At 67.1% G+C, this 13,368-nt stretch carries 14 protein-coding genes and 1 pseudogene; 6 read left to right on the top strand and 9 right to left on the bottom strand.

Going from position 1 to position 13,368, the window contains the following annotated elements:
* Positions 1 to 676: 676 nt before the first annotated feature.
* Positions 677 to 1,276, top strand: a complete 600-nt coding sequence (locus tag ACZ6S0_RS45545) for a hypothetical protein (protein WP_465925965.1) — start codon at positions 677 to 679, stop codon at positions 1,274 to 1,276.
* Between the two features lie 81 nt (positions 1,277 to 1,357).
* Positions 1,358 to 1,573: a hypothetical protein gene (locus ACZ6S0_RS45540; protein ID WP_465925963.1), complete on the top strand. Its 216-nt coding sequence runs from the start codon at positions 1,358 to 1,360 to the stop codon at positions 1,571 to 1,573.
* Between the two features lie 38 nt (positions 1,574 to 1,611).
* Here the strand turns inward: ACZ6S0_RS45540 and ACZ6S0_RS45535 are convergent, their stop codons facing one another.
* The 4 genes from ACZ6S0_RS45535 to ACZ6S0_RS45520 form a co-directional block, all read right to left on the bottom strand.
* The gene (locus ACZ6S0_RS45535) at positions 1,612 to 3,273 is read right to left on the bottom strand and encodes a hypothetical protein (RefSeq protein ID WP_465925961.1); all 1,662 of its coding nucleotides are present in this window, start codon (positions 3,271 to 3,273) and stop codon (positions 1,612 to 1,614) included.
* Positions 3,274 to 4,167: 894 nt separating this feature from the next.
* Entirely contained in the window at positions 4,168 to 4,821 is a 654-nt protein-coding gene (locus ACZ6S0_RS45530; protein ID WP_465925959.1) for a hypothetical protein, read from the bottom strand.
* A 650-nt stretch (positions 4,822 to 5,471) separates the two neighbouring features.
* On the bottom strand, positions 5,472 to 5,795 hold the full coding sequence (locus ACZ6S0_RS45525) for a hypothetical protein (protein ID WP_465925957.1): 324 nt from the start codon (positions 5,793 to 5,795) through the stop codon (positions 5,472 to 5,474).
* A gap of 84 nt (positions 5,796 to 5,879) precedes the next feature.
* Positions 5,880 to 6,452 (bottom strand): HAD family hydrolase, encoded by a 573-nt coding sequence (locus ACZ6S0_RS45520; protein WP_465926004.1) that lies wholly within the window; start codon positions 6,450 to 6,452, stop codon positions 5,880 to 5,882.
* Here ACZ6S0_RS45520 and ACZ6S0_RS45515 point away from each other — a divergent pair.
* Positions 6,348 to 7,025, top strand: a complete 678-nt coding sequence (locus ACZ6S0_RS45515; RefSeq protein WP_465925955.1) for a DMT family transporter — start codon at positions 6,348 to 6,350, stop codon at positions 7,023 to 7,025. The two genes, ACZ6S0_RS45520 and ACZ6S0_RS45515, sit on opposite strands and share 105 nt — an antisense overlap.
* Positions 7,026 to 7,055: 30 nt before the next feature.
* Here the strand turns inward: ACZ6S0_RS45515 and ACZ6S0_RS45510 are convergent, their stop codons facing one another.
* Positions 7,056 to 7,250, bottom strand: a complete 195-nt coding sequence (locus ACZ6S0_RS45510; RefSeq protein ID WP_465925953.1) for a hypothetical protein — start codon at positions 7,248 to 7,250, stop codon at positions 7,056 to 7,058.
* A pseudogene (locus tag ACZ6S0_RS45505) lies at positions 7,247 to 8,455 on the bottom strand (IS701 family transposase). Before ACZ6S0_RS45505 ends, ACZ6S0_RS45510 begins: the two are co-directional and overlap by 4 nt.
* A 585-nt stretch (positions 8,456 to 9,040) precedes the next feature.
* Here ACZ6S0_RS45505 and ACZ6S0_RS45500 point away from each other — a divergent pair.
* Positions 9,041 to 9,841 carry a sigma factor-like helix-turn-helix DNA-binding protein gene (locus ACZ6S0_RS45500; protein ID WP_465925951.1) on the top strand — a complete coding sequence of 267 codons (801 nt, stop codon included), beginning with the start codon at positions 9,041 to 9,043 and terminating at the stop codon, positions 9,839 to 9,841.
* Positions 9,842 to 10,012: 171 nt separating this feature from the next.
* Here the strand turns inward: ACZ6S0_RS45500 and ACZ6S0_RS45495 are convergent, their stop codons facing one another.
* The 3 genes from ACZ6S0_RS45495 to ACZ6S0_RS45485 form a co-directional block, all read right to left on the bottom strand.
* Entirely contained in the window at positions 10,013 to 10,348 is a 336-nt protein-coding gene (locus ACZ6S0_RS45495) for a histone-like nucleoid-structuring protein Lsr2 (protein ID WP_465925949.1), read from the bottom strand.
* A gap of 298 nt (positions 10,349 to 10,646) precedes the next feature.
* Positions 10,647 to 10,877, bottom strand: a complete 231-nt coding sequence (locus ACZ6S0_RS45490) for a hypothetical protein (RefSeq protein ID WP_465925947.1) — start codon at positions 10,875 to 10,877, stop codon at positions 10,647 to 10,649.
* A 119-nt stretch (positions 10,878 to 10,996) separates the two neighbouring features.
* On the bottom strand, positions 10,997 to 11,257 hold the full coding sequence (locus ACZ6S0_RS45485; RefSeq protein WP_465925945.1) for an integrase core domain-containing protein: 261 nt from the start codon (positions 11,255 to 11,257) through the stop codon (positions 10,997 to 10,999).
* 308 nt (positions 11,258 to 11,565) lie between these two features.
* Between ACZ6S0_RS45485 and ACZ6S0_RS45480 the strand changes: the two genes are divergently transcribed.
* Both ACZ6S0_RS45480 and ACZ6S0_RS45475 read left to right on the top strand, forming a co-directional pair.
* Positions 11,566 to 12,330 carry an SDR family NAD(P)-dependent oxidoreductase gene (locus ACZ6S0_RS45480; protein ID WP_465925943.1) on the top strand — a complete coding sequence of 255 codons (765 nt, stop codon included), beginning with the start codon at positions 11,566 to 11,568 and terminating at the stop codon, positions 12,328 to 12,330.
* Positions 12,327 to 13,082, top strand: a complete 756-nt coding sequence (locus tag ACZ6S0_RS45475; RefSeq protein ID WP_344889315.1) for a FadR/GntR family transcriptional regulator — start codon at positions 12,327 to 12,329, stop codon at positions 13,080 to 13,082. Before ACZ6S0_RS45480 ends, ACZ6S0_RS45475 begins: the two co-directional genes overlap by 4 nt.
* The last annotated feature ends 286 nt before the right edge of the window (positions 13,083 to 13,368 follow it).

The raw sequence follows: 13,368 nt of genomic DNA, 5'->3' as shown, positions 1-13,368 counted from the left end.
GTGAGCGACAAGCACCGACACACCAGCTCCTCAGAATGCCCGTGACCTACGAGAAAGGAGGTTCGCACCTTACAGGTGGGGCCCGGCCTGCGCGCGTGTGCCACGCCGAGCAGACACGACAGGCGCCCACACTCCGCCATCGCGACCTCCGCCACGCTGTCGTAGCCCGTGGGTGCCGGAAGGTCTCTGAGCCGACCCCTGGATGACGGCGAGTTCGTCGAGACCGTGCAGATGCCGGTCGGCGAGTTCCTCCAGCATGTTCTCCGCGGGCAGATGACCGACACCAACATCGCTCATGGCCGGGTCTCCGGCGACGCCTCGCGGTGCCAGATGATGCGGGTGACGGTCCCAGCCACCCGACCGTCCATAGCGGCGCGTTCCAGCGTCCCGCGTCGCGATCGGCGAGGGTCTGCGTCAGCCGCGGGCGAAGCCTGTTCTGTATCGAGGACAGGAATTTTGAGGGATCCCACCCCGTCGCCTTTACTACGTAGATTCCTGCGAGTAGGCAATGGCCGCTGTCAGGCTCGGTGGATACACCGTCTCAACGAAGATGCGACGGGATCTACCGGACGCTAAAGTTCACGACTGACGATAGGAGTGAGCCAGCGGGGACTCCCCCTTTCCCTCATGCGCTGCCCACCGTCGACCAGTGCCAGAGCGATGACCAAGGACGTGAGTGGCCAGCCAGAGCAGAGGACGGCCGGGTTGGCTTCATGTCGGCGCGCTCGAGGGCCGCCTTGACAGAGCGTGGGATCCGGGCACCTTCCCTCCGGCCGAAACCCTTTTGGCGATCATGACGTTGTCCGCAGTGCCACGCGCGCTGGGCACCAGGCTGGCCGCTCACCTCTCCGGCGGAATCGTGGTCGGAACGGGCGCGGTGACAAACTTACCTGGCTTCGAGCACCTGCAAGGCGTCCCACTGCCGCTCCAGGCAGGCGGCTGGGAACAATCAGCCGGCGTCTACGACCCGACGCGGCGCACCATCGGGGTCGGCAGCGTACCCTCACCGTCGGTGAGCGTCGCGGGCCACGAGTTGGGGCACGCGACCGACGACATGGACGGGATGCCGTCCCGTGGCCTGTTCTGGACAGCTCTGCATGCCGCGAACGCCGACCGTCTGGCTCCTCCCTACCGCGAGGCGGTGATCGAGCTTTTCGCTGAGGCGTACGCCTGCACGCTGATCCGGCGGGCTCGGCGTCTCATCGCACTGTTCGGTGATGAGCACGCCGCTCAGCAGGCCTACACCTGGTTCGCGGGGCGATATGGGATCGGCTGACCAGCGCCACTCCCCCGTAGGGCGCGAGAGCGTTATGCTGGGCGTACAGCGTGACGGATGAGGCAGAGAGGGGCAACGCACATGACCGCGACCATGCTGGCCGACGGTGTGCTTCGCGTCCCTACCTGTGCCGTGCTGGCTGACGGCACTCGCGTCGACGGCTGGCGGGACATCACGCCTGATGCCCCGGACTACCAAGCCTGGCTACCGTACGCGAGCGACGAGCAAGCCTCCTGGCACGGCGACCCCGACGACCTGGAGATCTTGGCGCGTTGGCGGACGGCCGCCTCAGCCTGACCACGCGGTGACACGTCCGCCGCCGCCGCCCAGCCCAGCTAGTTGGTGCGGCCGCTCGCGAGGTGAGGGCCAATCCAACCGACGTAAAAGAGCCCGCTAGCCGAGGTGTCGTCGTAGAAATGCAGCCGAGGTGCGGGCGGCTTGGGCCCGCCGAGTCGGACGTGAGCGGCGAAGACGGCGTGGCCCCGTGGGTCGATCTCAGAACTGACAGCGAAGGTACGGGCCGCGCGGAAACGGTCGGTGCTGGACACTTGCTCTGACTCGCTTAGGGCGATGACGTTCGCGCTGATCATGACCCCCAGGGAGCCGGAGCGGGCGAAGGCCAGCAGATCTGCCAGGTTCGGGCCCGGCGGCTCACCTCCGGCACGGGCGCGTTGTTTGGCCTCAGCGTAGGCCTGCATGGTCGCGAGCGTGTCAGCAGTTTTGCGCCGCCATGACGCCGCTGTTGGATAGGCGTCCAGGAGCGCGGCGGCAGCGGGGTCCGCGGTGATCTTCAGCAGGGTGCAGCGTTGGCGCGCGGCTTCAAGCAGGGCGGGAAAGGTGGGCGCAGCACCGATGTCGTCATACCCGCTCTGTATGAGGTCGAGGCTGGCGGTGTTCAGGCGTGACATCAGCAGGCCCTTGTCGTGGAGGGCTTGATCCCGCTCGTCTTCGGCACGTTCCAGCTGTTGGGCAAGGCGGTCCCGTTCGGCTTCCACCGCCGCGACAGGATCCCCCGGCTGCGAGGCACTGGTGACACCCCCGTCGTTTGCCGGCAGGAGGCGAGCGAGGCTGGCCGCTTCGCGGCGTGCGTCCGCACCGGCTCGCCGCGCTCGTTCGAGAGCTTCCCGTAACGCAGCATTGTCCTGGCGCTCCTCGCGGAGGTCACTTTGCAGACGCTCGTTCTCCTGCTGGAGCGTGTGTTGTTCGAGTGAACGTCTCGCAGTCAGGGCGTTCTCGAGCAGCGGGACGGCAAGCGCCGCGACACCGGTGGGCGTGCAGTCGGAGCGAGTGCGGAGCGCTCGGTTGAGCAGCTCGGTGAACACCTCCGGCCGAGCGCGCACGGTGGCGCGTGAGTACTCGACCCCGGCCAGCTTGTCGCCCGGCGCTGGATAGAAGCGGGCACCGCCGGCGGGAATGGGCTGATCCGGCAGCAACTTGTTCAGCGCCGCGCGGCCCTCGTCGCTGACCAGCGCGGTGCTGAGCACTCCGGGCCAGTTCACGGCGGCGACGTGGCCGGCTTTTGCCGCGGATTTCCTGCTGCTCACGGCTACGACGAGCAGACCGGTGGAGCGCTGCTGGTCGTTGAGGCCCTGCACCATGGCGTCCAGGAGGTCTCTCCTGGCCGGGCTGGAGTCGACCGGCAGGACAGCGGGCTGCACGTCCAGGTAGGCGCCGCTGGCGTCGCAGAATCCTTCGCCGACAAAGCCCAGGCTGACCCACGGAGGTGTCGAGCGGCATGTCCATCCGTGTTCAGCCTCGGCCACTATCCCCCATTCCACCTCCGACTCGCGGCCGGGGCGCAGCGCGACGCCCACGGCCACCTGACCGGCCGAAGGATCTTGGTAGTGGACGATCGTGCGCGCCGTCGTTTCCTTCCCGAAGTCCACCTGCCAGGGCGGGACGTCGAGCACCGTCCGCCATTCACGGGTGACCTCGTCGAGGAAATCCCAGAACAGGGCGATACTCGCCTCGCCGGTCATCCAGGTCCGTACAGGCATGGCACGTGATCCTCCGCTCTGTGCGGTCCTGATGGGTTCACGAGTTGACTGACCTATAGGTTCGAAAGGGCGCCGAAATGTGACGCATCGCCGTCAATGCCTCGAGTCCAACGCCGCCCCTTTCTGCATCATCAGGACAACACTGCCATGTCCCGGCGGCAGCAACACAGGTAACCGAAGCGTTCTCCCCGGCGCCCAGACGTCGGCCGCCCACACACCGCCTCTGAACGCGGTCGGCGCGACCGCGCGACACTGACACGCAATCTACGCGCTCTCCGGGGGCGTTCGTCGCAAGATCTCACGCTCCGCGGCGAGGATCTCATCCGCCGGGACGAGCGCCCCTGCCCTAACGCTGCACGATGTCAACGAGGACGCGTTCGGCACCATCGATTCTGACGGTGTCAGCAAGCCGAAACGTTGCCGCGTAGAACCAGGCAGCCTCTCGAAGGAGGATGGCCGCGAGAGGGTTGTCCTGCAGAGCGGCGACGAGCCGTAAGGTGTCTCCGAGTACGTGTCCGTCACTGGCAGTTTCGCCGCGTTCGCATCGGCCGCGGGCTCAGTGTACCGGAGCGTACGCCGGCGCGCCCTCGTCGAGCGCGTCGTTCAGCCTGACCAGCGAGGAAGCACGACTCGCTGCTCTGCCCTGGAGCGTTCGCTCGCCGTATGCCTCAGCGGATGCCAGGCGCTTTCACTTGCCCGTCGGCAGAGTGTGGAGAGTTCTATGTCGGTATCTTGCCTGGCTGCATTGAGCCGGAACGGGGGGCAGGGGCCGTGAGACAGCTCGACACCGTCGCACGGCCCGGCCGCCCAGACGCTTCCTGCTCAAAGGTGGGCGGCTGTGCTGGGGGCTGTTCGGGGTGGGCTGGTCTGCAGCACAGCCCGGGGGGCGGCGGATCAGCTTGGCTGCAGCCGGTGCCGCACCCATGCGTGGGCTGCGAGCCGGACGGCCGTGTCAGGCATCTGCTGCGCTCTGGAGGCGATCAGGACGTGAGACAACGCCCACGCTGCGATGAGGCCCGTCACCGCGCCATAGGGTGCGGTCCGCCAGCACGGGATTGAGCGGGTCAGCAGCGCCTCCACCTCAGCCGGTGAGTGCCCGGCACACAGCAGATGCACGCCGAGCGGTACCAGGTCGACCCAGTCGGCGCCGTACGCGGCCTGGGACCAGTCCAGCACGGTCACCGGCCGGTCAACTGCCACGAGGAGATGCCTCGGTTCCAGCGCCATGTGGAGCAGGGTGCGGCCGGTGACGACCGACAGGTCGATCTGCTCCAGTGCCTTCTGCCACAGGGGCAGTTCGGCTGCGGGCAGCGCCATCGCGCGGCAGAGCCGGTGCGCAGCCTCGGCCATCCGGCGGATGTCGTCTTCGACCAGCGCCGCGTCAAATGGAAGGCCGTCGCGAGTGAGCCGCGACGGCAGCACCGCGACCGCCTCCAGCACGCGGTCCAGATCACGGGACCCGACTGTCAGACTCGGGACACGCGACTGATCGTTGACGTAGCGCATCATGAGCACGTGGACCTGGTCGATGGTGGAGGAGAAGACCACCTCGGGACCGGGGATGGCTCGCGCAGTAGCCTGGCCCCGCTATCGGTGTCCTTGTGGGCGGCCTTCAGAACCATACGGCGGCCGTCATCGAACGTCAGGCCGGTGACGAGCGCGCTGCCAGCGGGTCTGGCAGGCATGGGCCAGACGTCGAGCACTTCGCCACGCTCCAGAGTGAGGGCGTCGATGGCCGTGCCGGGAAGGTCCTCCCAGATCAGACGTGTCATAAGAGTCTCCGTTCTGCGCGATGGGTTGGTCGGTGAGCGTCGGTGACCAGAAATCCACCATGCCCGCGAGGGTGATATCGAGCCAGGGTGGAGGCCAGGACATCGTGCTCTCCCTTCGCGGGTGAATGGCAGGCGTGGGACCGGTCGCAGGAGGGCACGCCCGGTCCCACGGCCGCGTCGCCTCGGGTGGGCTCTTCCCTGACGACGCGGTGCTGGGCTAGGTCCATTCGGGTGTGGAAGCCCGCAGCGCTGGCGGGGAGAACGACCGTGGTGTGCGCCTCACACTCAATGGCGTGTCGTCCTCCGTCTCCCCGCTACCGGGCAGCAGGGGCCGCGGGAGGGCGGAACGCCCGCCGCCACGCCGGGAAGAGTACCTGGCGCGGCGGCATGGGGACTGATGGCGACCCTTTCCATCTTGGCCCCGGCTCAGCATGGTTCGAGGGCAGTGGCAGCCTGCCAGTCGCGGTAGCCCCGGTAGCCGCGCGTCAGCAACAGCTCAAGGGCCGCGTATTGGATGCGCTCCAGCAGTTCCCCCGGCTGGTCGACTTCGACCTGGAGGCCGGGCGGCGGGCATGGACCGCAGTAGAACGCAAGAAGGGCGCGTTTCCTCGGGGAGTACACCAGCAGCCAGTCTCGGATCCGCGGTTGCCAGTAGGCGACGGCGGCCTTTCCCGCAGCGTCGGCGAGGGCATCAGCCGTGACATAAGCTGGCTCAGCGTCGGCGACGACGTTGGCGCGCGCGTTGAGCATGATCTCTCCGTACTGTCCGGTGGGACGGTTGGACGCGAGGCCCCATGAGGGGCGCAATGTCTGTGCCTTGTGCTGGTCGGGTTCTCACGGAGCGTCAAGCTTGTCGAGGAACGTGGGAAGCTGACGGAAGCCGATGACCGCTGCGGCATCGTTGGGCAGTTCCTCACCGTCCAGGAGGCGGCCGTGGGGCCGGATGAGGATGGCGCGCATACCGTGGCTGATCGGCGCGGCCACGTCGGTGTCGTAGTTGTTGCCCACGAACAGGATGTGTTCAGGTGAGCAGGCGGCGGCTTTGAGCACGGCCGCGTAGAAGCGCGGGTCGGGTTTGCCGTAGCCGAGGTCTTCGGAGGTCAGCACGTCGGCGAAGAGGTGTTCGACGCTGGCGCGCCGCAGCGCCAGGCGGCGGTTCTGGGTCGCCAGGTTGTTGGAGCTCAGCACCAGACGCAACTGGCGGTGGTGGAGGAGATGCAGCGTAGCGGCGGCAGTGGTCTCGACGGGGCGGCAGCCGGACGCGGGGTCGACGCGGGCGGCCGGGTCGGTCAGAGTGCCGCCGTGATCGAAACCGTGCTCATACAGTCCACGGTGCCGCTTCTCCTCCTCACGGTAGGACAGCAGTTCGTGTCCGCTGGGGTAGCCGGCATCCTGGTCGGCGCGCAGCCACTGTTTGTGGCCCTGTTGGCGATGCGATTTGCTCCTGAGGAACGACCTCGAGGCTGGCTCGGAGCCCTGGGACTTCTCCTTGGGCTACTCGGCCTGGTTCTCCTGTTCGGGATTGATCTCCAGGGCGGGCATCAGGCTCTGCTGGGCGGCTTGCTTGTCCTCGTCGCCGCGGTCTGCTATGCGGCTGGTGCGTTGATGATCCATCGGCGGTTGAGCGATGCCCAGCCGCTCGGCGTAGCGACCGCAGCCATGATCGTGACCACGGCAGCGCTCCTTATCCCTGGGCTGTTCTCGCTTCCCGCCCATCCTCCGAGCTTGTCGGTCGTGGGTGCCTTGCTCGTGCTGGGCGTAGTGTGCACCGGCGGGACCCTCGTCTTGTTCTACACACTGATCAGCCAGGCAGGGCCCGCCCACGCGGCGCTTGCGTTCTATCTGTCCCCCGCCTTCGCCGTCACGCTTGGAGTCGCCCTACTACACGAAGGCTTGACGCACTCGACGGTTGTGGGCCTCACAGCGATCATCGTCGGCGCCTCACTCGCGGGAAGATCCCAAAAGCCCACAGCCATGTGAACTGGCAAGACCACCTTGCAGGTACTACATTCACAGATCTTGAGGTAAAGGATCTCCGCGTCGGCGGTAGTGGCTGAGCCGGGCGCGGGCCTGGTGGAGGCGGCGGAAGGCTGACCAGGCCAGGACGTGTTCGATGGCGTTGGCGGCGGGGATGAACAGCCGGGCCAGGACGCGCCGGATTTCCGCCAGCGAGGGCAGGGGCACGCGCTCGGGAGTGCTGTTCATGGTGGTTGCGGCGGTGGCTGGTGGTCTTTTCCCTGGTCGGCGGGGGCGTTGTTGTCGTCGGGTAAGGCGGTCTGGGTGACGGCGAGGAAGGCCAGGGCGAGCATGACGGTGGTGACGTGCCGATGCCAGGGCGTCCACTTGCGGACCTGGTATTGGGTCAGGCCGAGCAGGCCCTTGCTCTGGGCGTTGTTCTCCTCGATCTTCCAGCGCAGCCCGGCGAGTTTGATCAGTTCGGTGATCGGGGTGCCGAGCGGGGCATGGGCGAGGAAGAACTCGATCTCGGCCGGGTCGGCCACGGAGCGGCGGATGAGCACGGTGTGGGCGTGCTCGGGTGCGGGTTGCTGCTCGGTCAGGCGCACGGGCACGGAGGTCCAGTCATACAGGCGGGTGCCCTTGGTGCCCTGCCCGCAGGAACGGCGCTCCCAGATGGCCGGGTTGCCGTGGGCGAGCAGGCGATCCAGCAGGTGGCCGACCGGCTCGCCGCCGCCGCGTACGGCGATGAGCGGCAGGTCGACCGGGACGGCCAGCACGTAGCCGATCTGCTGATCGTGGCAGAAGGCGCGCAGGTCGGGGTCGCGCCCGTAGCCGGAGTCGCCGCACAGGTAGCGGAACGGGGTGCCGGCTGCGATCTCCTCCTTCAGCATGTCGATCACCAGGTGCGGCTTGGTGGCGAAGACCACTCCGTTCGGTACTCCGGCTTGCCTGCGCCGTTCCGTATCTGCTGCCCAGGCATCGGGTAGGTACAGGCGCCGGTTGACGAAGGCGTGCCCGGCTGCCGAGGCGTAGGTGAGCATGGGCATGACCTGGCAGTTTTCGACCTGTCCGGTCAGTCCGCAGTATTGGCGGGCCACCGCGACCGACTTGTCGCTCTTCTTGATCGCGCTGGTGTCGTCGGCGATCAGCACGCCACGGGGCGGCCCAGATGCTGCAGCATGTAGGCGCGGACCTCATCGCGCAGCGCGTCGGCGTCCCACTTGGCTCCGTTCAGCAGCCACTCGAACCGGTGGGCCTTGACGTGGCCGATGTGGTCGGCCAACTGCCAGGAGTTCTTCCGCGGGACGTCGGCCAGCAGGGCGCGGACCAGGTCACCGAACGTGGAGCGCGGCTCAGGCCGGGTGAACATCGGTTCGGCGATCCGCTCGGTCAGCGCGCTCAAGTTCTGCATCCCAGGACACGACCAGATCGTAGGTGAGAGAACAGGTCACACGATGACGATGGAGTAGTACACCGTGTTACGCAGCCGAACTCCAAGATCTGTGAATGTAGTACCCGCATCGTCCCAACGCGGCCAGACCCCGGCCTTCTCGCCGACCGGGCGTCGCGGCAGCACCGGCTCGCGAAGATCTGGCAAGCCCTCGCTGTTCGCCCCAGAACTTATCGCCGCAGGCAATCCCGAGCAGCAGGTTGACGAGCTGCTATCACAGATATCCGGCTGGAACAGCGCGCCCCCACGGACTGTGGCCGGACTGGCCGCGCTCCAGAGTTTGTTCTTTCACCATCAGACGAGCCTGCCCGGCAACAACGAGCGCGGAATGGACCGGCGCCGCTCGATCGCGAGCCGGAAGTGGCTCTCCTACTGGCTGGAGATGTCCAAGCGCACCGCACGCCGTTCGGGGAGTGGGGTACTCCGATAGCTCGCCGCTGGCACTGAGTGGCATCCGAACAACCCGCGAACGGGCAAACTCCCCACCACGAGTCAAAACGGCAAGTCATATCGAGTAAGGTTCATTGTCAGAGAGGGATACGTGTAGATCTGCGATCGGCGTCTTGCCGTGGAAGAGGGTGCGCTCGTGGGCTTCTGGACGGACCTCCACGACGAAGATTTGAGGGAGGAGCAGATCCGGCGCTACGTCCAAGGCGACGTGTGGAGGTTGACGGACGCTGAGCGACGTGAATACCGCCGTATGCTCGAGACCTCTCATCGCCTGGGGAGAGAGTTCGAGTCACCACAGCCGGACGATCTCACTCCGGTCATGGACGGGGAAAACGCGATTGATGGCCCGGCCTGCGACGCCCCCGGTGAGATCACGAAGTTGACCCACGAGTTCACCGACGCGATGGCCGACTCGCCAGAGTTTCACGTCCTCACGCTGCGGCTCGGCCTGTTCACCGGCCAGCCTGGCACAGTCAGCCAGGTAGCCGAAGAACTCGGCATCAGCGAGGAGTTCGTTCGCCGCGTGGGCGATGACGCTGCAGCGAATCTCATCGAGGCGATCTTGAATAGCTCAGTAACGACGAGGGTGGCAAACCCGGCGCTCAAAAGGCTCACTCCCGCCGAACGGGCCGCATATGTGCTGCGCGAGGCGTTCGTCTACCCCTTCCAGCAGATCGCGGACATCCTTCAGCTCAGCCCGGTCAACGCCCGCAAGCTCGTCAGCCGTGCCCGCAAGCGTCTGACCGCCGAATGGCACGAACCCATCGACAAGAGCGAGCACCGGCGCCTCCTGTCGGTTTTCATCTACGCCGCCCAGACGGGGAACATCGTCGCCCTCGAAGACCTTTTCGCCGCCGACGTGGTCGGCTTCTCCGGCGGCGGAGGCGGCCGGGGGGCGGCGCGCGTCCCGCCGCTGGGCGGCACCCGTGTGAAATAGACGCAGGCGGTGCCGCTGAACGCCCCGAGGCTCGCCATCCCTTCATCTGTCCCATCTGCGCGGAAGGCGTCCGGCTCAGCTGCGGATGAGCGCTGTCGGCCAACTTCCTGGCCGCGTGCCCATCGCCCAGGGTCCCTGAGCACGCGATCCTCGCGCACCGCCCGGCGACGGTCAGCGGCTGGCCTCATACTGCTCCACAACGGTAGCGGCGATCCGGCCTCGCTCGTTGACCGGCACCCCGTGAGCTTTGGCCCACCGCCTGATTTCCGAGCTTTTCTGTCGGCTTATCGTCGGCTGACCGGCACCCTGGCCGCGACGGCGCGACGGCGGCGCGCTGGCTCGCCGTGCATGCAGGACAAAAGGTGTCAGCGCGTCTCTGAGCTTCTTGGCGTTTGGGTCGCTGAGGTCGATTTCATAGGAGGATCCATCGATCCCGAAGGGGATTGTCTGGGAGGCCTCGCCTCCGTCCAGGTCATCGATGAGAATTTCTCGAATCTGCGTGGCCATGACCCACTCCAATCACCGATGCATGCCGTCGGTCTATCACTAAAGCTCATGCTAGCGCGTAGGTTAGCGCACGGGCGGCGGGTATATGGTCACGATGTGGGGGCCTGAACAGGAGAATGGCTTGCTGTGGATTTTCAGCGCACCCGACTCAACTTCCCATCCGTTGCCCAGTTGAGAGCGGCCATCCACGCGGGACGGAAGGGGAATGGAGCACCGACTTGCGGATACCACACGAAAAATCACCGCCTCACCCAGGCGCACACACACGACGATTACTGGGTGCGTCAGTCGTTCGTGGTCACCCTGGCTTGGTGCCGATGGAGGCCTCCACCCGGTCCCAGGCTGCTTCGAGACTCTGGGCAAGCCGGTTCAGGTGGAGTTCCCGGGCCTGCCGTCGCTCGTGTTCCTGGCGGGCCTGCTTTTCGGCGTGCCGGGCCGACTCCTGTTGCTCGCGGGCGTGGCGGCGGGCGGCGGCGGGGTCCAGCAGTTCCGAGCGGACCCTTGTGGCGTCATCCTCGATCACCCACAACAGCAGCGCGTCCTTGCGCTTGGCGGGCAGAGCGCCGATCCAGCCGGCTAGGGCCTTTCGATCGTGCTGTACGGCTTGCGCCGGCCAGCCGACCGGCGAGCTGAGCGTTCGCAGGGCGATCAGGCCGCTCTGCGGTACTCGCTGATCAGCCCGCCGAGGACCTGACGGCGCTCGATCCGGCCCACCGGCAGCGGAATCACGTCAGACCCGGTAGGCGCTCGAAGGCCGAGGGAGCGGTGTGGCCGGTGCCGATTGTCATGATCGGCATATTCGTCCAGCACAGTACGAAGGTGCCGCTCGTCGAAGATCAGCAGCCTGTCGGTGCACTCCGCACGTACGGTCCGTACCCATCGCTCGGCGAACGCGTTCGCGCTAGGCAACCGCGGGCAGGATCTTCAGCACGTGAATGTCGTCGCCCGCGAAAACCTCATCGAAGCTGTCGGCGAACCTCGCGTTCACGGGCAAACGCGTTCGCCGAGCGGTTCATCGGCACACTCCGGCGCGAATGCCTCGATCACCTTCTGATCTTCGGCAACGCTCCCCCACCACGCCGCCCACCCTCACCCACGCAGGGCACCACCCAATGGCCTGCCGACTACAGCCTGCCCACACTGCTAGTCTTATGTCAGACAAGAACTCTAGCTAAGGGTGGGGAGTGCGGGTTTTGTCCTCTTTGCACGGGTCAACGTTGATCATCTCAGGCGCCGCCAGCGGGATCGGACTCGCCACCGCGCGCCTCGTGGCCGGCGCGGGGGCCACCGTCGCGATGCTGGATCGGGACGCGGCCGCCGTGAGCGAGGCCGCCGCGCGCATCGCCGGCGAGGACGGCTCCGCGCTGGCGATCCAATGTGACGTCAGCGACAGAGACCAGGTCGAGGCGGCGGTCGAGCAGGTGACAGAGCAGTTCGGGGCGCCCGACGGACTGGTGACCGCGGCCGGCATCGAGAAGGGGGCGCCGAGCCACCTGGTCTCACCCGCCGACTGGCGGCAGACCCTTGAGGTCAATCTGACAGGTACGTTCCTGCTGTGCCAGGCCGTTCTGTCCGCGCGGCTGGCAGCGGGTTCCGGCGCCACGAGCATCGTCTGCGTGTCGTCGCCCGCGGCCTTCGTCGGATTCGCGGCCGGGCAGAACGCCGCATACTCCGCCTCGAAGGGCGGCGTGAGCGCGCTGGTCCGAACCCTCGCGGTCGAGTACGCGGCGCACGGCGTCCGGGTGAACGCCGTCGTGCCCGGGGCCACGGAGACGCCCCTGATGTGGGCGAACGTAGCCGACGAGGACGTCGAGGAGGTGCGGCGCGGCGTGGCGGAGGCCGTGCCGCTGGGCCGGCTCGCCGAGCCCGGGGAGATCGCGGAGGCCATCTCCTGGCTCCTGGGTGACGGGTCCCGATACGTCACCGGCACCCATCTGGTGTGTGACGGAGGGCTGCTCGCCAAGGCTACGATCGCCGTATGACCGCGGGCATCGATCGGCGGAGCGCATCCGGCGCCGACACGGGACGAGACGGCATCCGGCGCATCTCCACCACGAGCGTCGCGGATCGGGTGGCGGGCGAGTTGCTGCGCCTGATCAGCACCGACCAGCTCTCGCCGGGCGACAAGCTGCCCTCCGAGCCCGATCTGGCGCGACAGCTAGGGGTGGGCCGATCGACGGTTCGCGAGGCCAAGCAGATGCTCATATCCAGGGGCTTCCTGGAGTCACGCGGCAAGGTGGGCACCTTCGTCGCCGACCAGGAGAGCCGGCGGGTGCCCCTGGAGATGCTCGACGTGCTGCTCACCATGAGGCGCGTCGAAGAGTTGCACCAGGCCCGCAACATCCTTGAGGTCGGGGCCATCCGCCTGGCCTGCGAGCTCGCCACCGAGGCCGAGCTCGCGGCCCTCGACGCGCATCTCGACAGGCTGTCCCAGGTCGACGGCGACGAGGAGTTCTGGTCGGGGACGGTCGCCTTTCACAGCGAGATCGTCCGGGCGTGCCACAACACCGCCATCATCTACATGTTCAACTCGCTGTCCGACGCCATGCGCACCGACCAACTGCCGATACACGCACGCGCGAACGTGCGGGCCGACGGGGTCGAGCGCCACCGGCGGCTGCTTCGCGCGTTGCGCACCCGCGATCCGAATGCCGCGGCCGCGGAGATGGCCGACCACCTGGCGCAGTCGCACCATCACGACCTGTCCGTACTGGGCACGGACCGTACGGACTGACGAGACGCCGGCCCTTCGCAGGCACCCGCCGCAGCGGCGTGAGACGCGCCCTCCCCCCGGGAGGGCGCGTCTCGCTGTTTCTGGCCCGGATCTCGCCTCGGGGCCTGACCGAAATCCGCGACCGCACATCGTTGACACCCCGGAGCCGGGTCTATAGCGTTGTCCGACAAGAAGCTCTTGTCTGACAACAGACTAGAGCCGTATGAAGGACGCTTTCACCGGAGTCCGAGCCCCGAGCCCGGTCACCTCCACGAGGCAGACCACATCTCTCGTGACCACATTTGGA

The organism is Nonomuraea sp. NPDC051298, assembly GCF_055586305.1.
Note: the sequence above shows the minus strand (reverse complement) of the source record. Positions and strands in the feature narration are given on the sequence as shown.

Excerpts from the sequence above, each read along its gene's own strand:
- ACZ6S0_RS45540 (WP_465925963.1), top strand. The coding sequence starts at position 1,358 with ATGACCGCGACCATGCTGGCCGACGGTGTGCTTCGCGTCCCTACCTGT.
- ACZ6S0_RS45535 (WP_465925961.1), bottom strand. The coding sequence starts at position 3,273 with ATGCCTGTACGGACCTGGATGACCGGCGAGGCGAGTATCGCCCTGTTC.
- ACZ6S0_RS45525 (WP_465925957.1), bottom strand. The coding sequence starts at position 5,795 with ATGCTCAACGCGCGCGCCAACGTCGTCGCCGACGCTGAGCCAGCTTAT.
- ACZ6S0_RS45510 (WP_465925953.1), bottom strand. The coding sequence starts at position 7,250 with ATGAACAGCACTCCCGAGCGCGTGCCCCTGCCCTCGCTGGCGGAAATC.
- ACZ6S0_RS45495 (WP_465925949.1), bottom strand. The coding sequence starts at position 10,348 with ATGGCCACGCAGATTCGAGAAATTCTCATCGATGACCTGGACGGAGGC.
- ACZ6S0_RS45475 (WP_344889315.1), top strand. The coding sequence starts at position 12,327 with ATGACCGCGGGCATCGATCGGCGGAGCGCATCCGGCGCCGACACGGGA.